This window comes from Streptomyces sp. NPDC002054, assembly GCF_040296685.1.
Taxonomy (GTDB): domain Bacteria; phylum Actinomycetota; class Actinomycetes; order Streptomycetales; family Streptomycetaceae; genus Streptomyces.
Genome location: NZ_JBEOXT010000007.1, coordinates 111,785 through 130,156, shown reverse-complemented (window position 1 = coordinate 130,156; position 18,372 = coordinate 111,785). Strand labels below are relative to the sequence as shown.

Here is an 18,372-nt window from a genome sequence, read left to right as displayed (position 1 = left end):
AGGAGGGCGGGTGCCCCCTCGGGATCGGCCCCAGGTGCCGAAGCAGGGTCCCCCTCAGGTTGTAGGGGTGGGGCCGGCCCGACCTCCTGAAGGTGGAGGAGCCGGCCCCCGCCATTAGCCGATGGTCGTTTCCGCGCCCAGGATCAGGCCGGAAGTCGGCACCCCGGTACCCGCGGTCACCAATACGTGCCCGGCTCCGGCGACCTGGTTGACGGAGCTGCCGCGCAGTTGGCGGACGGCTTCGGCGATGCCGTTCATACCGTGCAGATAGGCCTCGCCGAGCTGGCCGCCATGGGTGTTGAGCGGCAGCTCCCCGGCTGCGGTGAACCCGGCGGCCTCGCCGGGCTTGCAGAAGCCGAACTCCTCCAGCTGCATGAGTACGAAGGGGGTGAAGTGGTCGTAGAGGATGCCGACGTCGATGTCCGACGGGCGCAGCCCGGAGGTCCGCCACAGCTGCCGGGCCACCACGCCCATCTCGGCCAGGCCGGTGAGGTCGTCCCGGTAGAAGGAGGTCATGCCCTCCTGGCGGCGGCCCGCGCCCTGCGCCGCGGCCGTGATCACGGCGGGCGGGTGCCGCAGGTCCCGGGCCCGTTCGGTCGAGGTCACGACGATGGCCTGGCCGCCGTCGGTCTCCTGGCAGCAGTCCAGGAGGCGGAGCGGCTCGACGATCCAGCGCGAGGCGGCGTGGTCGGCGAGGGTGATGGGCTTGCCGTGGAAGTAGGCGGCGGGATTGTTCGCGGCGTGCCGCCGGCCGGTGACCGCCACATGGCCGAAGGCCTCCGGGGTCAGCCCGAAGGCGTGCAGGTACCGCTGGGCGGTCATGGCCACCCACGAGGCGGGGGTGAGCAGTCCCCAGGGCAGGGACCAGCCGAGGGCGGCGCCCTCCGCCGAGGGCTCGCGCTGCTGGACACCGGAGCCGAAGCGGCGCCCGGAACGCTCGTTGAAGGCGCGGTAGCAGACCACAACCTCGGCCACCCCGGTGGCGACGGCGAGCGCAGCCTGCTGGACGGTGGCGCAGGCTGCGCCGCCGCCGTAGTGGATCCGGGAGAAGAAGGAGAGCTCCCCGATCCCGGCCGCCTGGGCGACGGTGATCTCGGGGCTGGTGTCCATGGTGAAGGTGACCATGCCGTCCACGTCGGCGGGGGTGAGCCCGGCGTCGTCGAGGGCGGCGTGGACGGCCTCGACGGCCAGCTTCAGTTCGCTGCGGCCGGAGTTCTTGGAGAACTCGGTGGCACCGATGCCGGCGATGGCGGCCCGGCCGCCGAGCAGATCGCGGCTGCGCACGCTCATGCCGGCACCTCCGCCGTGACCGTGCCCGTCACGTGGTGGCCGATGCCGTTGGCGCCGACCACCCGGATCTCCACGCTGTCCCCGTCCACGGCCGTGACCGTCCCGGTGAGGACCATGGTGTCGCCGGGGTAGTTGGGCGCGCCGAGGCGGATCGCCACCCTGCGGAGGACGGCGCGCGGCCCGAGGTGGTCGGTGACGTACCGGCCGACCAGCCCGTTGGTGGTGAGGATGTTCATGAAGATGTCGGGGGAGCCCTTCTGCCGGGCGAGTTCCGCATCGTGGTGGACGTCCTGGTAGTCGCGGGAGGCGAGCGCGCCGGCGACGATCAGGGTGCGGGTGACGGGGATCTCCAGCGGCGGCAGGGTGTCGCCGATGTTCATGCCTGCTCCTTTGCCAGTACGGCGCCGAGCTCGGCCAGCAGCTCCGCCCCGCAGCCCAGGTACGCGTCGAGTTGCCGCCCCCACAGGAAGTGCCGGTGGACGGGATGGTCGAGGTCGGCCCCCGTTCCGCCGTGCAGGTGCTGGCCGGCGTGCACGACCCGGGTGCCCGCCTCGGCGGCCCACCAGGCCGCGGTCAGGGCCTGTTCGGCCGCGGTCAGGCCTTCGTCGATGCGCCAGGCGGCCTCGTAGGCGGTGACCCGGATCGCCTCGGTGTCCATGTGGGCGTCGGCGGCGCGCAGCATCACGCCCTGGTGGGTGGAGAGCGGACGGCCGAACTGTTCTCGGGTGGAGGTGTGGGCGACGGCACGGGCCAGCGAGCCGGCGCAGACCCCCGCCTGGAGTCCGGCGAAGGCCGTCCGGGCGGCTGCCAGGACGGCCTCGTACGCCGCCCCCTCGTCCGGGGCGCCCAGGGGCTCGGCCTCGGCGCCGGACAGGGTCAGCCGGCCGGCCGCCCAGGGGGCGGTGGTCTCCACGGCTGCGGTCTGCACGCCGGGGGCGTCCGTCCGTACCAGCCACAGGGCCCGGCGGTCGTCCGGGACCAGCACATGGGTGGCGTCACGGAGCCAGGGCACGGCGGGCAGCACTCCGGTGAGGCGCCCGGCGTCGGGGGTGACCCGGCTCCGGGCCGGGAAGGCGCCGGTGGCCACCGCCGATCCCTCGGCGAGGGCGGGCAGCAGCCGGGCCCGCTGCTCCTCGGTGCCGTGGGCGGCGACCGGCCGGATGCCGTACACGCAGGTGGCGGCGAGCGGCACCTGGGCGGTGGTACGGCCCTGTTCCTCCAGCAGCAGCACCAGCCCGAGCAGGCCGATGTCGAGGGATGCCGCGACCAGTCCGGCGGTGCTGAGGGCCTTCCACAGCTCGGTGTCCGTGCCGGTACCGGCGGCGGTGAGCCGCTCGTGGGTGGAGAGGTCGCGGAAGATCCGGGCGGCGAGTCCGGCCGCCGCCGTCTGCTCCTCGGTGGGGTGGAAGTCCATCAGGCCTCGCTCCCGCGGAAGACGGGGAGTTCGAGGTCGTCATCGACGCGGAGGAACTCCAGCTGGACGGGCATGCCGATGCGCACCTTGTCGTAGGGGACTCCGGTGATGTTGCTGATCATCCGGACGCCTTCGGCGAGTTCGACGAGGGCGACGGCATAGGGCGGATCGAAGGCCGGGAACGGCGGATGGTGCATGACCACGTACGAGAAGACGGTGCCGGCGCCGGAGGCCTCGACGGTGTCCCAGTCGGGGCTCGCGCAGTGGTTGCAGCCCGGCAGCCAGGGGAAGCGGAGGGCCGCGCAGGCGGTGCAGCGCTGGATGAGGAGCCGGTGCCGGCGGACGCCCTCCCAGAACCCCTGGTTGTCCCGGTTGATCACGGGGCGGGGGCGGAGCGGCTTCGGGTCGCCCTGCTCGCCCTGGGGTTCCGGCCGGGCGGCGGGGGCGTACTTGAGGATCCGGAACCGGTGGGTTCCGGCGAGTTCGCCGTTGGCGCGGACGTCCGTCCGGGTGGTCACGAAGTGGCCGGTGCCGAGCTTGGTGGTCTTGCGGGGGGAGACGGATTCGATGACGGCGTCGAAGGTGACGGTGTCGCCGGGGCGCAGCGGCCGGAGGTATTCCTGCTCGCAGTCGGTGGCGACCACGGAGGTGCAGCCGGCGCCGTCGAGGAGGGCGAAGAGTTCGTCCTGGGCGGTGGACCGGCCGGCGCCGTTGGAGTGGCCGGAGAGACCGCCCATCGTCCAGGCCTGGAGCATGGTGGGCGGGGCGATCGCGTCCGGGCCGGTGTAGGCGGCGTTGGTGTCCCCCATCGCCTCGCACCAGTGGCGGATCATGGGCTGGTTGACCGGGTCCCTGCCCTGGGCCGCGGTCGCGGCGGGCCGCCCCTCGAAGGCCTTCAGCCGGGCGTACAGCTCGTCCTCGGTCACCGCTTGCGCCCCTTCATGCCGAGCCGCATCATCGCGACGATCTCCCGCTGGACCTCGCTGACCCCGCCGCCGAAGGTGTTGATCTGGGCGGCCCGGTTCAGCCGCTCCAGTTCGCCGCCGCGGAATCCGGCCGGGCCCCGGACCAGGGCGTCCTCCCCGACGATCTGCTGGCAGATCCGGTACGCCTCGACGGTGGTCTCGGTGCCGAGGAACTTGACGCCGCTGGCGTCCCCGGGGGCCAGGGCGCCGGCGCCCACGTCCTGGACCAGCCGCCAGTTGAGCAGTCGTACCGCAGCCAGCCGGGCGTGCGCCTCGGCGAGCAGGGACTGCACCCAGGGGCGGTCGGCGGGGCGCTCACCGGTGTCCGGGTCGGGGGTGCGGGCGTGGCTGAGGGCCTCGGCGTAGAAGTCCTCGGCCTGCATGCCGATGGCGGCGAGGGCGACGCGCTCGTGGTTGAGCTGGTTGGTGATCAGGCCCCAGCCGCCGTGCTCGGGGCCGACCAGGTTGCCGGCGGGCACCCGGACGGCGTCGTAGTAGGTGGCGGTGGTGGTCAGGCCGCCGACGGTGTCGATGGGGGTCCAGGAGAACCCGGGGTCGTCGGTGGGGACCAGGATGATGGAGATGCCCCGGTGTTTGGGGGCTTCGGGGTCGGTGCGGCAGGCCAGCCAGATCCAGTCGGCGTTCTGGGCGTTCGAGGTGAAGATCTTCTGTCCGTCGACCACCCAGTCCGCGCCCTCGCGGACGGCCCTGGTGCGGAGGGCGGCGAGATCGGTGCCGGCCTCGGGCTCGGAGTAGCCGATGGCGAAGATCAGCTCGCCCTTGAGGATGCGGGGGAGGAAGAAGTCCTTCTGTTCCGGGGTGCCGTACTTCATCAGGGTCGGGCCGACGGTGTTCAGGGTGACCATGGAGACGGGGGCACCCGCCCGGTAGGCCTCGTCGAAGAAGACGAACTGTTCGTCCGGCCCGCGGCCCTGGCCGCCGTACTCCGTGGGCCAGCCGAGGCCGAGCAGGCCGTCGGCGCCGATGCGGCGCAGCAGCTCCCGCTGTCCGGCGGGGTCCTGCGGCGGCCCGTCGGGCATCACCTGCCGGAAATAGGCCCGCAGTTCGGCACGGAGCCGCACCTGGTCTTCGGTCGGGGCGAGGTGCACGGTGCTGGCCTCCCGGCATCGCGTCGTCGAATGGATCTGACTGTCCGTCAGATCCATCCCGGATGTCAAGGTCGGGAGCACAGACCGGAAAAACGCCGGAGCGCCTGCGCTACCGGACCCCAGCCGGTCCGGTCGCGCAGGCGCCCATGGCACTGGGAAGGGGGGACTACAGCCAGGGGTGGAAGTTCACCGCCACGTTGGTGTTCGACTGGTCGAGGGCCGTGAAGGCCGAGCCGTTGACCTGCGCACTGTTGTTCTGATTGGACGCACCGGAGCCGGTGGCAACCTGCTGCGTGGTGGCGGAATTGCCGAAGTTGTCACCGCCGACCCCACTGCCGATGATGCCGGCGACGCTCGCATTCGATCCGTCGTTCGCGAACGAGCCGACGTCGGCCTGGGCAACCCCGCCGAAGAGGGCGACGGCGAGGGGAAGAGCGGCGACAGCTGCGATAACACGGGCGGTACGGATGCTTGCCATGTCTGAATCCTCCAGAGACGCGAAGTGAGAGCAATTCCAAGGCAGTTGGCCGACCGCCTCGGTCGTGTGGTGACGACGTCGCGAGACCAGAGTTGCCCACCGAATCCCCTGCGAACCACCCCCGAGGGCCCGATTCCCCCGCAAGCATGAGCAACATCGGATAAACCTCATTCGCGCCCCCAGCGTCCCAGGTCAGAGCCCCTGTCACTGCTGAAACCCCTGCCGCACAACGGACGAAGCGTTCCGGCAATCCCACTGGTCCCGGGCATGCCGAAAAGGGCCGCGACCACACGGGAAACCACCGTCTCCCGGGTCTGCGACCCTGCAATCCCAAGCTTCACGCCCCCCGCACGCCCCCAGCGCACACCGGGGCACACCGGGGCACCCACTCCACCCCGAGCCCCACTGCCGCTACTACCGCCGCTGCCGCTGCTGCCGCTGCCGCCGCCGCCGCTATGCGGCCAGCACCATGTCCTCGGCCCCGCCATCCCCGGACGCGGGCCGGTACGAGGCCCGGTACGCGGCCCCGGCCAGGGCGGCGGCTGTGGTCGACGGGCGGACCGAAGGGGAGGAACCGTGCACCTCAGCCCGGATCCGCTGCGCAAGGGTGGGCGGGAGGGCACGGCCACGCAGCATGGCCCGCCAGCTGCGCCGGGACGGTCGGGCGGCCCGGTCACCCGCCGGGCCGGCAGGGAATCCGGCCCCTGCGGCAACCGGGGCGACGGGGACGACCGGCGTGACCGGGGCAACCGGGGCAACCGGGGCGACCGGAGCCACCGGCGTGACCGGCGCAGGCCCGGCGGGAGCCGCGGCAGCCGCCGCCCTGCCCCCCAGACCGAGGGAGGTGAAGAACGCCACGAGTGCGGCAAGAACGGCGGTGACGGCGCTCCGGATCGACGCAACCTTGCTGGTGGCAGCCATGACGGCCCCTCACTTCCCGATGTTCCGACGGGCGGATCTGCATACATTCGCCATGATGCGGACGCAACCGCAGCACCGGCCCGACGCGCGCCGATCTTCCGACAAACACCACCCGCCCGGAGCATCGCCCCCACCGACCCCCGGACACGCCACAGGGGGTGCCACCGGATCGGTGACACCCCCTGTGAGCCGGGCCGCAGGGCCCGCAGTGCGGTGGGTGTGGGATTTGAACCCACGGTGACTCGCGCCACGACGGTTTTCAAGACCGTTCCCTTAGGCCGCTCGGGCAACCCACCTGGCCGGTACAGAGTACCGGGCGGCGAGGGGTGGGCGGGGCGGTCGCGGGAGGTGCTGGGGGCGGGTCAGGCGGTCTGGGCCTTGTCGTAGGCGGCCTTCGCCTCGTTGCCGAGGTACGGGCCGTACATCCGGTTCGGCAGGAAGGTGTAGCCGAAGCTGTTCACCGACACCTGGGTGCCGAGGCCGGTGGCCTCGTTGAAGTCCTGGAACCACGGGCCGCCGCTGGAGCCGCCGGTCATGTTGCAGGCCAGGCTGTGGTCCTTGGTCAGCAGGAAGTCCTTGCCGCTGTTGCCGCTGCAGTAGACCAGCTTGGTGCCGTCGTACGGGGCGGCGGCCGGGAAGCCGAAGGAGTACATCCGCTTGTTGTAGCCGCCGTTGAACAGCACGCCCTGGGCGCCGACCACCTGGCTGAGCTTCTGCCCGTTCAGCGGAGCCACCACCGCGTAGCCCACGTCGTGGTTCATGTCCTCGCTCGCCGCCCACTGGTCGGTGGCAAAGGTCTTGGTCGCCGACCACTGGCCGTACGGCGCGCTGCCGTTGTTGTACGCCGGCACGAACACCCAGTTGGTGTGCCAGGAGCCCTGGTACTTCACGCAGTGGCCGGCCGTGATGACCGTGCTGCCGTTGACGCCGGTGATCGAGTCGCCGGAGCAGGAGGCCGTGCGGTTGCCCAGGGTGAAGAACACCCGGCCGGAGGTCCTCACCACCGCGCCGCCGCCCGTCCAGGCGCCCCCGGCCTGCGGGAACGCGGTGGGGGAGGCGGCTGCGGTCGGGGCTATCCGGGTGGGGGCGGGGGAGGTGGAGACCTCCAGCCGGCCTGCCCCGGGGGCCGCCGTCACATCGAGCGGGGTCGCGGAGCGCATCCGCTCGGCGGTCCAGAAGCCCGGGGTGTGCTGCTGCCGGAACGATGCGGAGGTGTCGGACGCGGAGGTGCCGGACGCGGCGGCCGAGGGGGTGGCGGCCGTCAGGGCTCCTGCGATCAGGGTGGCCGCGGCCATCAGGACCGAAGCGGCCGTGCGATTGCGATTCACGCATGACTCCTTCTGCCGTGCCCCGGGCCGGTCGGGCCCGGGCAGGGTGGGGGTGAAGTGCTGTCGGTGCGGATCGGTTTCGGGGGCAGAGTGGCACGGAGGGAGAGGATTGTCAGGTACTCGCCAGAACGTTCGGTCGGTTCCGGCCAGGATTGGCCGACATCCACCCGCCTCCCGCACCCTCCGCCCGCACCGCCCCGGCCCGGCCCGGCCGCCGTCATACGGTCAGCAGCACGCCCGCGTACGACACCCCGGCCACCACCACCCAGGCCCCCAGCCCCAGCAGCGCGGCCCGCCCGCCGGTGCGGGCCAGCGAGGGCAGGTGCACCGCGCTTCCCAGGCCGAACAGCGCCGCCGCCAGCAGCCCCTCCTGAGCCGTCCGCGACCACTCCAGAGCCGCCTCCGGCACCAGACCGGTGGTGCGCAGCGCCACCGCCACCAGGAAGCCCGCCACGAACAGCGGCACCGGCGCCGGCCGGCGCCCCGAAGCCGTCCGCTCCCCGCGCCGCCTGGCCCGCAGGGCAAAGGCCACCGCGGCCACCAGCGGCGCCAGCAACGCCACCCGCATCAGCTTGACCAGAACCGCCTCACCGAGGGCCGCCGGGCCGGCGGTCTGCGCCGTCGCCACCACCTGGCCCACATCGTGCACGCTCGCCCCCACCCAGCGGCCGAAGCCGGGATCGGTCAGGCCCAACGGGCCCTGGAGCAGCGGGAGAACGGCGATGGCCAGGGTCCCGCACAGGGTCACCAGCGCCACCGAGGAGGCCACGTCCTCCTCGTCGCTGCCGGACACCTGGCTCACCGCACCGATCGCCGAGGCCCCGCAGATCGAGTAGCCGGTGGCGATCAACAACGGCTGGTCCCCGCGCAAGCCGAGCCTGCGGCCCAGCCAGAGGGTGCCCAGGAAGGTCACGGCCACCACGGCGAGCACCATGGCCACGGCCGCCCAGCCCAGCCGGAGCACCTCCTTCAGGCCCAGGCCCAGCCCCAGCAGCACGATCCCGATCCGCATCAGCCGCCGCCCCGCCAGCGACAGCCCCGGGCGGGCGGGGCCGCGTACGAAGGTCCGTACCCGGGGCAGATGGGCGGCTGCGATGCCCAGCACCACCGAGGCGGTCAGCAGCGGTACCGCCGGCAGCAGCCGGTGCACACCCCAGGCCAGCAGCGCACCGGCGGCCGCGGTGGCCAACCCGGGCCAGGAGGTGGGTGTTTCACGTGAAACATGCCGAACGGCCCCACCCTGCGGCCGGTTGAGGAGTGCCATCACTCGGCGGGGAGCGTGTACACGCGGCGGATGCTGGTGCCCAGCCGGGAGACGTCAGCACCGTAGATGTGGATCGATATCGCCTTTGTCCGGCAGGAGTTGCGCACCCGGTGGATGTCGCCGGGCGGGGCGAAACCGCACACCTCGCCGGGCCCGTTGACCACCTCCTCGGTGGGCACCAGTCGCGCCACACCATCGGAACCCGGGGCCAGCCGGAACCGCCGCTCGCTCTCCTCGCCCCGGTACACCCCGGCCACGCACCATGCGACGTGATCGTGGATACAGGTCTCCTGCCCGGGCAGCCACACCAGGGCGACCACGGAGAATCCGCCGTCCGGCTCGGCATGCAGGATGTGCTGCCGGTAGCGGTCCGGGTCGCCCTCCTGCTGGGCCTGGGTGAGCAGGTCCGGCTCCCCCAGGTGCGGGGCAAGGAGTTCGCCGACCAGGTAGGCGGTCAGGTCCGGGGCGAGCCCCCGGTCGACGACCGTACGGATCTCACGGACGAGGGCGGCCATCCTCGCGGTGGTGCGGGCCGGCAGGGTCGTGGTCATAGGCGCAGCGTCCGCCGGACCATCCATCACGTCCAACGACAGTTTCGACCCGGAAACCCAACCGCAGCTTATGGATCGAGAACCGCTTCAGCAGCCGATGCGATTGGCCGCCGCCCGCTTGAGCTTCTCCAGCACCACCGCTGTCGCCGGGATCCGGAGGTGGTCGCGGTAGACGTACGCGGAGATATGGCGGCGAGCGGCCGGCTGGAGGGCCCGCCCGCACACCCGGTTCAGCGCCAGCGAGGGCAGGACCAGGGCCGGCATCATCGCCACTCCCAGGCCCTGCGCGACCAGGCTCTGCACCACCAGGTTGTCATCGGTGGCGAACCGGATGTCGGGGACGAAACCCAGCTCCGCGCACTCGTGCAGCAGATTGGCCCGGCATCGCGGGCAGCCCGCGATCCACTGCTCCTCGGCAAGGTCGGCCAGGTTCACGGCCCGGCGGCGGGCCAGCGGATGACCGTTGGGCAGCAGTACGGTCAGCTGGTCCTCCAGCAGCCTGACCTCGGCGACTCCTTCGGGGATCTCCTCGTGCAGCCCGGGGTAGGTGAACGCCAGGGTGATGTCGCAGTCTCCGCGCTGCAGCCGGAGCAGCGACTCCGGAGGCTCCCCCTCCAGCAGCTCGACCTGTACCCCGGGATGGTCCTTGGCCAGGCCGGCGAGGGCCTCCGGAACCAGGGTGACGTTGGCGCTGGGGAATCCGCACAGCCGGACCCGGCCGGTACGCAGCCGGGCGTACGCCTTCATCTGCTGCTGGGCGGCGGACAGGCCGGCCAGGATCTGCTCCGCATGCCGGGCCAGGGACTCACCGGCCTCGGTGAGCTGCATCTTCCGGCCCACGCGGGTGAACAGCGGGGTGCCGACGGCCCGTTCGAGGGCCTTCATCTGCTGGGTGATCGCGGGCTGGGTGTACCCCAGGACACGGGCCGCCGCCGAGTAGGAACCGGAGACCACCACTTCATGGAATGTCCGTATGTGCCGGGAGTCGAACACGTGCGAAGCATAAGCGGACATTGGGAGGGGCCGTAGGCGCATTCGCGCCGACGGCCCCTCGCCAACAGGACAGCCCGGCTGCCTGGTTGCCCGGCTACCTGGCCCGCTACTTGTCCCCGACCCGCGAGCCGAGGGTGATGTCCACCGTGGCCGGCTTCCCGTCGCGCAGGTAGGTCAGCTTCAGGGTCTCGCCCGGCTTGTGGGTCCAGATCTCGCTGATCAGCGTGGGGCCGCTGTCGATCTGCTTGTCGCCGAGCTGGGTGATCACGTCACCGGGCTTGAGACCCGCCTTGCCGGCCGGACCGCTCGGGTCCACGAGCTCGTTGGGGGTGCCGCCCTTCGTGGAGATCGTGGCACCGTCGGTCTTGGCCTGGAGGTCCACCGAGACCCCGATCACCGGGTAGACCGGCTTGCCGGTCTTGATCAGCTGATCGGCGACGGTCTTGGCCTGGTTGATCGGGATGGCGAAGCCGAGGCCAATCGAGCCGGCCTGGCCGCCGCCGAAGCCGCCGTTGCCCGCCGACTGGATCGCCGAGTTGATGCCGATGACCGCGCCGCGGCCGTCGAGCAGCGGGCCGCCGGAGTTGCCCGGGTTGATCGAGGCGTCGGTCTGCAGGGCGCTCATGTACGAGTTCTTGTTGCTGGAGCCGTCGCCGGAGGCCACCGGACGGTTCTTGGCACTGACGATTCCGGTGGTGACCGTGTTCGACAGGCCGAAGGGAGCCCCGATCGCGATGGTCGGGTCGCCGACGGCGACCCGGTCGGAATCACCCAGCGCCAGCGGTGCCAGGCCGGCCGGCGGGGTCTTCAGCTTCAGCACGGCCACGTCGTAGCCCTGGGCCCGGCCGACGACCTCGGCGTCGTACTTCTTCCCGTTGGAGAAGGTCGCGGAAAGCTTTCCGCCGTTGGCGGCGGAGGCCACCACGTGGTTGTTGGTGAGGATGTGGCCCTGCTGGTCGTAGACGAACCCGGTGCCCGTGCCGCCCTCGCCGTCACCGCCCTGGGCCTGGATCGTCACGACGCTGGGCAGCGCCTTCGCGGCCAGGCCCGCGATGGAGCCCGGCTCGCGCTTGAGGTCCTTGGGGGTGACGCCGGCGCTGACGGTGGTCGAGCCGGAGCCGTTGTCCCCGCGCTCGGCGGCCCAGTACCCGATGCCGCCGCCGATACCGCCGGCGAGCAGGGCGGCCACCAGGACGCCCGCGATCAGGCCGCCCTTGCCCTTGGGCTTGGCCGGCGGGGTGCCGTCGGTGGTCAGGGGGGTAGCCCAGACTCCGCCGCCACCGCCGTGACCGTGGCCGCCGGGCACACCGTACGCCGGGACCGTGGGCGGGGGCGGCGGCCAGCCCTCCGCACCGTGGGCGGCAGGAACCGGGGCCGGAGCCGGCGGCGGAGCGCCGTACCCGGCCGGAGCGGGGGCCTGGGCCGGCGGGGTGGGCGGCAGCTGCTGGGTCGGCGGCTCCGCCGGGGCAGGGGCAACCGGGGCCGGGGCGGGAGCCTGCACCGGGGCCGGAGCCTGCGCCGGAGCAGGCGCGGCGGGCGCCGGAGCCGGGGCCGGCGGCGGCGTGGTCGGCGGGACGGCGTCACTCGCGGGTGTGGGAGCGGCCACCGGCACGGGAGGTTCGGACGGGGCCGCGGGGGGCGTCGGGGCCGCGGTGCCCTCGTTCTCGGTGCTCACAGCGCTCTCTCCTCGTCGCATACGGCTTATCGGATATCGGCAGACAACGGATATCGGTCCGACTGAACGTTCGACCGGCCGTACAAGTTCCTGGGCAAAGCCTTTCCCATGTCCTGTCAGAGCACTGTAAGCCGGACCTGTGCGTTGTCGCCCAGCCCGGCACGCCCGGCCCCTGCGGTGGCACCATGACCCGGTGACCCACGCAACGCCGCGCCCCATCCAGGTCGTCGCCCACCGCGGAGCCTCGGAGGACGCCCCCGAGCACACTCTGGCCGCCTACCGAAAGGCCATCGAGGACGGCGCCGACGCCCTCGAATGCGATGTGCGGCTCACCGCCGACGGCCACCTGGTCCTGGTCCACGACCGGCGGGTGAACCGCACCTCCAACGGCCGCGGCGCGGTCTCCGCCCTGGAGCTGGCCGATCTCGCCGCACTCGACTTCGGCTCGTGGAAGGACCGCGAGGAGTCGCCCGACTGGGACCCGGACCCCGACCGTACCTCCGTACTGACCCTGGAGCGCCTGCTGGAGCTGGCCTCGGACGCGGGCCGGCCGGTGGAACTGGCCATCGAGACGAAGCACCCGACCCGCTGGGCCGGACAGGTGGAGGAGCGCCTGCTCTTCCTGCTCAAGCGGTTCGGGCTGGACTCCCCGCCGGCCGAGGGTCCGCATCCGGTCCGGATCATGAGTTTCTCTGCGCGTTCCCTGCACCGGGTGCAGGCCGCCGCCCCCACCATCCCGACCGTGTACCTGATGCAGTTCATCTCGCCGCGCATGCGGGACGGGCGGCTGCCGGCCGGAGTGCAGATCGCCGGGCCGGGCATCCGGATCGTCCGGAATCATCCCGGCTACATCCGCAAGCTTCAGGCCTCCGGGCACTCCGTCCATGTATGGACCGTAAATGAGCCAGAAGATGTTCAGCTCTGCGCTGATCTGGGTGTAGAAGCGATCATCACGAACAGGCCACGCCAAGTTCTGTCCCAACTCGGGCGCTGACGTCCCCTTTGCCCCTCCCGCCACAGGGCCCCCGACCATCACAGGGTGTGCTCCGGCGCATCCGTTCCGCATTCAATGGTCATGAATGCGTCAGAGGCCCCCGCTCCGGCGGTTTCCGGTCCAGGCCATCGGGGCATCCAGACCATGGCGTGGGACTAAGGAGGTTCCGGGGGTGGCGTTGGTGGTGGCACAGGAGGTGCCCACGTCGTCGTGCATGGCCGTACCCCATGGTCCTGCGGGCGTGGGTGAGGCAAGACACCGCATGCGTGAGCAATTGCGCATCAGCGGAGTGTCCGAATCGGTCGTGGACGACGCCGTTCTGATCCTTTCCGAGCTGCTCAGCAATGCCTGCCGGCACGGCAGGCCACTGGGCACCCAGGAGATCGGAGACGGAGACATACGCGCCGCATGGCGCGTGGACCAAGCGGGCCGGCTGACGGTCGAGGTGACGGACGGAGGCGGGCCCACCCGTCCTGTTCCGGCCACGCCCTCGGTCACCGCGCGAGGCGGCCGGGGGCTGAACATCATCAGCGCCCTCGCCCAGGACTGGGGTGTCCGCGACGGAGCCGCGGGCGAGGTCACCGTGTGGGTGATCGTTGCAGCGGGAGCCCGCCACGACGATTTCGCTACGCGCGTTGCACCGCCTGCGATCGACTTCACGGCCCCCTTCGACGATCTGGAGCTACCCGAGATCCCCTGAGGTCCGTGCGGATCCCCGAGATCCAACGGGAACAGACGGGAACAGACGGGAACAGACGGGAACCGCCGAACGGCCGTACCCGGGAGTGCACGCCGACCGTGCTTCCGGCAGGGCCCCGGTTCGGCGGTGCGGGCAGCGCGAGCGACTAGGCTCGCGCCGTCACGTACCGCCGCAACCGGGAGACACCGACCATGGCCAAGAAGCGCCCCGCAGCAACGACTGCCAAGCCGCAGCTCAAGGACGGGGAGATCCCGGTGGTGGGCGCCCGCGAGCCCTGCCCCTGCGGATCCGGGCGCCGCTACAAGGCCTGCCACGGCCGGGCCGCCGCGCACGCCGGCACCGAGCTGGTGCAGCGCCCGTTCGAGGGGCTGCCCGGCGAGTGCGACTGGGTGGCGCTGCGCGAGCTGGTGCCCGCCGCCACCGTGGAGCTCTCCCTCAAGGGCGGCCTGCCCGCTGGCGTACCGTCGGTGACGCTGGTGACCGTACTGCCGATGGCCTGGCCGGCACTGCGCCGCGAGGACGGCTCCGTCCTGCTCGGCCTGCAGAACGACACGTCCACCGGAGACCTCGCCCGGGACATGGCCGACACGCTGGAGCGCGCCCTCGCCGCCGAGCCGGGCACCCCGGTGCCGGCCCGCAAGGTGCCGGCCGACGGTCCGCGACTTCAGGATCTCCTCGATGTGGACGGCGGTTTCGAGCCGGTTGTGCACAGCGGGTTCGAATTCTGGATTCCGGATGCGGAGAGCGCCCAGAACGCCTCTCCGGAGATCGCCGCCTCCCTGGAACGCGCCAACGCGGCGGCCATCCCGACCGTCAAGCTGACCGGCGTGGACGCGGCCTACTGGTGCGAGACCCCCGACAAGAATCACCTGCGCTGGGTCATGCCGCACCCGGAGGAGAAGCTGCTCGACGCCCTGGCGCGGCTGCACGCCTCCGGCGAGTCCTCCCTGGGCGAAGGCACCCGTCTGGTCGGCTCCTTCCGGGCGCACGGCCTGATGGTGCCGGTCTGGGACCTGCCCACCGGTGTCGGGGCGAAGGACGTGGAACAGCCTGCCGCGGCCTTCGCGGAGCGGCTGGCCAAGGCCCTCGCCAACGGCGCCCCGCTCACCTCCGAGGAACGCCGGGCGCGCGGCGGTCTCACCAACCGGCAGGTCACTCTGAGCTGATCCACGGACACTCACAGGCTCGGTGACCGGAGTCACAACTCCCGCTAATCGCCTGCAAATCGGTGTCTGAATATCAGAGATCGAATTTGCGAACAGGCGATCTCTTGTTACCGTTCTTGTAGCCCGGTCGCTGGTGCATCCCCCGTCGCCAGCGACCGGGCCTTGTTTTTTCGCCCCCGCCTCAACCGTCGGCGGGCGCAGGCGAGTTGCTTCCGGACCGCAGCAGCAGTCGCCCTTCGTCATCCGGAACTGCAAATTCCGCTACGGCGGTGTAGTCCCCTTGCACTCCGGCCGACCGGTCACGCGGCGTTTCGCACAGCCCCGGCTCATCGCCCGCACCCACCGTGCAGTGGATCTGTACGGTACGCCCGGCCGGACCCATCAGGGTCAGTACGGCTTCCAGTGCGCGCCCGCTGGTGTTCCGGTAGTAACTGCGCCCCCAGGTCCGGCCCTCGCCGGCCAGCACGCAGGTCTGCGCCTCCACCCCGTCGGGCGAGGAGAGTTCGGGGCCGCAGCGGGAATCCGTCCGCGGCGCCTCGTGCGGGCCGGGCTGCGCGGACGACCCGGCTCCGGCGGATCCCCCGCCCGTATCACCGCGGCCGGCCTGTCCTGTCGGACCGGAACCGGCCGGACGGCCGGAATCCTCCACCAGCCCGAGGGCGGTGAGCAGCCCACCGCCCTTTCCGTCGTCCTGACCACGGAACTCCGGTCCCGCAATCGCCCCGGCGAGCGGAAGCGACAAGATGATCAGTACACCGGTGCCGATAGCGGTGAGGCGGAGATTCATTCGCCGAAGATAGCGACGCGGGAATCGGCTACGAAGACACCCGCGCCCAATTCCCCGGGAAACTCACGCAGGTGGCACCCGTTCGAGTGAAGCCGCCTCCACCAGCGCATCCACCACCTCGGCCACATCCGGCAGCCAGGGCAGCCGCGACCCGCCGCCGTCCTCCGCCGGCCGCGGCTCGCGTTCCCAGCGGACCCGGCTGTCGACGGGCCCCCCGGAAGCGGGCACCAGCAGATAGCCGCCCTCCCCGTGGAAGCGCAGCGTGGACGGCACATGGTCCTTCGCGTAGAGCAGTTCGCCGAGCCGTTCCAGGGAGTACGGCGCCACCAACAGCGCCCACCGGGCGGGGGTGGCGACCACCGGGCCCACCCGCAGGCCCAACGCGTCCAGCCGGGCCAACGCCAGTGCCGCCGCACCGGCCGGCAGGCTCACCGCACAGGGCGCGCGGCCTCCGGTGGCCAGGATCACCGGTGCCGCCGGGCGGTTGGTCCACCACCAGCGCACCATCCGGGCATCGGTGGTGGCGGCGAGCAGGCCGGGGTCGAAGGGATGCGCGCCCGGCACGGGGCAGTCGGGGTCGGGGCAGGCGCAGTGCCCACCGTCCGCACCCGACCGGCCCACACCGGGGAGCACCGGCCATTGCCAGGCGGTGGCACACCGAAGTGCCCCTTCGAGCAGATCGGGTGAACCATCCGGCCGGGAACGGGAGCCGGCGCGGGAACGCGCGGACTGCAGGGAACTGCGGAGCCGCTGGAGACGCCTTCCGAGGATCTCGCGCATGAGCGCTCGTTCCTTTCCGTTGAACGCCGAGGGCCACATCACACCATGTATGCGGTGTTTCACCACACGTACACGTTTCGCGTCACTGTCCGCCTGAAGCAGGTTCAGGCGGCTCGTGCAGTTTTCTTACGGTCCATGAAACGTCCGGCGGGGGCGGAACGCACCCGCACCGGGTCGCGCCCGGCTGCCGTCAACTCTCCCCGGTCAACACCGACTACGTACCCGGAGCCGTTCCAGCGCCCGCTCAGTCGACCGCAAAAAGGGTCCGCTTCCCACCTTTTCCGGCCAAGTTTGAGCCTTGGCCGAACGGGGAGTTGTCGCCCCACGGACACCAGGATTCCCACCTGGGCAATGCTGGACATCGCTCCACCTGTGCGTGTAGATGTGGACCCATTGATGGCGGCGCAGAATGATCTGGGGGTTTGCAATGCATTATGGCGAATCACACCAGGTGGAAAGGCGGATGCCATGAGCGCCCCGCATCTGCCGAAAGTGGCTGGAATCGATCCAGCAGTTGCGGCTTCCCCTCACACTGCGGCTCCGCCCGCCCGCTCGGCCCCCGCCGCCCCTGCGCCGGCCGTGTCGAGCACGGTCATCCAGGACCGGCTGGCGGGCATGGTCTCCGACCTCACCACCCTCCACGAACTCACCGAGCGCCTCGCCCGCGCCACCGACCTCGCCGCCTCGCTCCAGGAATTCCTGCGCGCCGGAGCCGCCCTGGTCGGCGCCCGCCGCGGCCTGGTCGTCCTGGAACCCGCCGACGGGCTCGGCCCCGCCACCACCATCGGCCTCGGTCTCGGCCGCGCCGATCTCGGCCACATCGAGACCGTGCCGCGCAGTGCCACCTCGTACGGCCGGATCCTCGACGGGCTCCCGGACGCCCAGGGCGGCTCCGATGTGCTCCCCGAGCCGGACGCCGCCCCCGGCACCGCTGGGTACGCCACCCCGGTCGACCCGCGCCACCGCGAGGTCGCCGCCCGCCTCGGCTACGCCGCCAGCTACGCGCTCCCGCTGACCGCCGAATCCACCGGCCGGCTCGGCGCGGTCGTCTGGCTGTACGACGAACCGGCCGAGCCCGGCGACCGCCAGCGCAACCTGGCCGGCCTCTACGTACGGCACGGAGCCGAGCACCTCGCCCGGGTGCTGGAGGTCGAGCGCGCCCGCATCCGGCTCGCCACCATCTCGGAAGAGCTGCTGCCCAGCCGGCTCCCCAGGATCCCCGGGGTACAGCTCGCCGCCCGCCACCGCACCGCACCGGCCGGCGGCGGCGACTGGTACGACGCCCTGCCGCTGCCGGAGCACGCCCTCGGCCTGGCCGTCGGCTCGGTCACCGGATCCGGACCCAGCGCGGTCGCCGCCATGGGCCGGCTCCGCGCCTCCCTGCGCGCGTACGCCGTCATGGAGGGCGAGGACCCGGTCGCCGTCCTCTCCGACCTGGAACTGCTGCTCCGGCTCACCGAACCGGCCCGCTCGGCGACCGCGCTGTTCGCCTACTGCGAGCCCGCCCGCCGCAAGATCGTCCTGGCCGGAGCGGGGCACGCCCCGCCGCTGCTGATCGGCGAGCGCCGCACCGAATACGTGGAGACCTCCCTCTCCGCCCCGCTCGGCATGCTCGCCTGCTGGGAGGCGCCGAGCGTGGAGATCGAGCCCGCCGCCGGAGAAACGGTGCTGCTGTACACCGACGGCCTGCTCCGGCGTACCGGCGACCCGATGGACCGGGCCTACGCGCGGCTGCACGCAGCCGCTGCGGGGGTACCCCGATCCCTCCGGGAGGACCCGGACGCCGTCTGCGAACACATCCTGCGCACCGTCCTGCCCGACGGCGCCAATGCCGCCGATGCCGCCTGCGACGAGGACATCGTGCTGCTGGCCGCGCGTTTTGACTGATTTGTCACAGCCCTGCCATCCCCTTGCCCCTCGCACATACGATGGATGCGGCCCCACCCGGTCCATTTCG

General features: G+C 71.9%; 18 protein-coding genes and 1 tRNA gene. 4 read left to right on the top strand and 15 right to left on the bottom strand.

Going from position 1 to position 18,372, the window contains the following annotated elements:
• Window positions 1-114: 114 nt before the first annotated feature.
• The 13 genes from ABT123_RS08695 to ABT123_RS08635 form a co-directional block, all read right to left on the bottom strand.
• Window positions 115-1,290, bottom strand: coding sequence for a lipid-transfer protein (locus ABT123_RS08695; protein WP_351311178.1), 1,176 nt, complete (start codon window positions 1,288-1,290; stop codon window positions 115-117).
• Window positions 1,287-1,670, bottom strand: coding sequence for a MaoC family dehydratase (locus tag ABT123_RS08690; RefSeq protein WP_351311176.1), 384 nt, complete (start codon window positions 1,668-1,670; stop codon window positions 1,287-1,289). Before ABT123_RS08690 ends, ABT123_RS08695 begins: the two co-directional genes overlap by 4 nt.
• Window positions 1,667-2,704 carry an acyl-CoA dehydrogenase family protein gene (locus ABT123_RS08685; RefSeq protein WP_351311175.1) on the bottom strand — a complete coding sequence of 346 codons (1,038 nt, stop codon included), beginning with the start codon at window positions 2,702-2,704 and terminating at the stop codon, window positions 1,667-1,669. Before ABT123_RS08685 ends, ABT123_RS08690 begins: the two co-directional genes overlap by 4 nt.
• Complete coding sequence (locus ABT123_RS08680; RefSeq protein WP_351311173.1) at window positions 2,704-3,630, bottom strand: bifunctional MaoC family dehydratase N-terminal/OB-fold nucleic acid binding domain-containing protein; 927 nt, start codon at window positions 3,628-3,630, stop codon at window positions 2,704-2,706. The genes ABT123_RS08685 and ABT123_RS08680 overlap by 1 nt, the downstream gene beginning before the upstream one ends.
• Complete coding sequence (locus tag ABT123_RS08675; RefSeq protein ID WP_351311171.1) at window positions 3,627-4,778, bottom strand: acyl-CoA dehydrogenase family protein; 1,152 nt, start codon at window positions 4,776-4,778, stop codon at window positions 3,627-3,629. Before ABT123_RS08675 ends, ABT123_RS08680 begins: the two co-directional genes overlap by 4 nt.
• 166 nt (window positions 4,779-4,944) lie before the next feature.
• The gene (locus ABT123_RS08670) at window positions 4,945-5,256 is read right to left on the bottom strand and encodes a hypothetical protein (protein ID WP_351311169.1); all 312 of its coding nucleotides are present in this window, start codon (window positions 5,254-5,256) and stop codon (window positions 4,945-4,947) included.
• 453 nt (window positions 5,257-5,709) lie between these two features.
• Window positions 5,710-6,177, bottom strand: a complete 468-nt coding sequence (locus ABT123_RS08665) for a DUF6344 domain-containing protein (RefSeq protein WP_351311167.1) — start codon at window positions 6,175-6,177, stop codon at window positions 5,710-5,712.
• A gap of 211 nt (window positions 6,178-6,388) precedes the next feature.
• Window positions 6,389-6,473: transfer RNA gene (locus ABT123_RS08660), tRNA-Ser, on the bottom strand.
• A gap of 66 nt (window positions 6,474-6,539) precedes the next feature.
• Window positions 6,540-7,505 carry a trypsin-like serine peptidase gene (locus tag ABT123_RS08655; RefSeq protein ID WP_351311165.1) on the bottom strand — a complete coding sequence of 322 codons (966 nt, stop codon included), beginning with the start codon at window positions 7,503-7,505 and terminating at the stop codon, window positions 6,540-6,542.
• A gap of 217 nt (window positions 7,506-7,722) precedes the next feature.
• Window positions 7,723-8,769 carry a YeiH family protein gene (locus ABT123_RS08650; protein ID WP_351311163.1) on the bottom strand — a complete coding sequence of 349 codons (1,047 nt, stop codon included), beginning with the start codon at window positions 8,767-8,769 and terminating at the stop codon, window positions 7,723-7,725.
• Entirely contained in the window at window positions 8,769-9,320 is a 552-nt protein-coding gene (locus tag ABT123_RS08645; RefSeq protein WP_351311161.1) for a cysteine dioxygenase family protein, read from the bottom strand. Before ABT123_RS08645 ends, ABT123_RS08650 begins: the two co-directional genes overlap by 1 nt.
• Before the next feature lie 87 nt (window positions 9,321-9,407).
• Window positions 9,408-10,313 (bottom strand): LysR family transcriptional regulator, encoded by a 906-nt coding sequence (locus tag ABT123_RS08640; protein WP_351311160.1) that lies wholly within the window; start codon window positions 10,311-10,313, stop codon window positions 9,408-9,410.
• Window positions 10,314-10,419: 106 nt separating this feature from the next.
• Window positions 10,420-11,988 (bottom strand): S1C family serine protease, encoded by a 1,569-nt coding sequence (locus ABT123_RS08635; RefSeq protein WP_351311158.1) that lies wholly within the window; start codon window positions 11,986-11,988, stop codon window positions 10,420-10,422.
• A gap of 193 nt (window positions 11,989-12,181) precedes the next feature.
• Between ABT123_RS08635 and ABT123_RS08630 the strand changes: the two genes are divergently transcribed.
• The 3 genes from ABT123_RS08630 (at window position 12,182) to ABT123_RS08620 (ending at window position 14,848) form a co-directional block, all read left to right on the top strand.
• Window positions 12,182-12,982 carry a glycerophosphodiester phosphodiesterase gene (locus tag ABT123_RS08630; protein ID WP_351311156.1) on the top strand — a complete coding sequence of 267 codons (801 nt, stop codon included), beginning with the start codon at window positions 12,182-12,184 and terminating at the stop codon, window positions 12,980-12,982.
• A gap of 85 nt (window positions 12,983-13,067) precedes the next feature.
• A complete protein-coding gene (locus ABT123_RS08625) occupies window positions 13,068-13,682 on the top strand; it encodes an ATP-binding protein (protein WP_351311154.1) in 615 nt (204 codons plus the stop codon).
• A 191-nt stretch (window positions 13,683-13,873) separates the two neighbouring features.
• On the top strand, window positions 13,874-14,848 hold the full coding sequence (locus ABT123_RS08620; protein ID WP_351311152.1) for a DUF5926 family protein: 975 nt from the start codon (window positions 13,874-13,876) through the stop codon (window positions 14,846-14,848).
• 181 nt (window positions 14,849-15,029) lie between these two features.
• On the opposite strand, the gene ABT123_RS08615 is transcribed toward ABT123_RS08620, so the two are convergent.
• Together ABT123_RS08615 and ABT123_RS08610 are read right to left on the bottom strand one after the other, a co-directional pair.
• A complete protein-coding gene (locus tag ABT123_RS08615) occupies window positions 15,030-15,635 on the bottom strand; it encodes a hypothetical protein (protein WP_351311150.1) in 606 nt (201 codons plus the stop codon).
• A gap of 63 nt (window positions 15,636-15,698) precedes the next feature.
• Window positions 15,699-16,415, bottom strand: coding sequence for a bifunctional DNA primase/polymerase (locus ABT123_RS08610; RefSeq protein ID WP_351311148.1), 717 nt, complete (start codon window positions 16,413-16,415; stop codon window positions 15,699-15,701).
• A 351-nt stretch (window positions 16,416-16,766) separates the two neighbouring features.
• On the opposite strand from ABT123_RS08610, the gene ABT123_RS08605 reads away from it, so the two are divergent.
• Window positions 16,767-18,302, top strand: a complete 1,536-nt coding sequence (locus ABT123_RS08605) for a PP2C family protein-serine/threonine phosphatase (RefSeq protein ID WP_351311146.1) — start codon at window positions 16,767-16,769, stop codon at window positions 18,300-18,302.
• The last annotated feature ends 70 nt before the right edge of the window (window positions 18,303-18,372 follow it).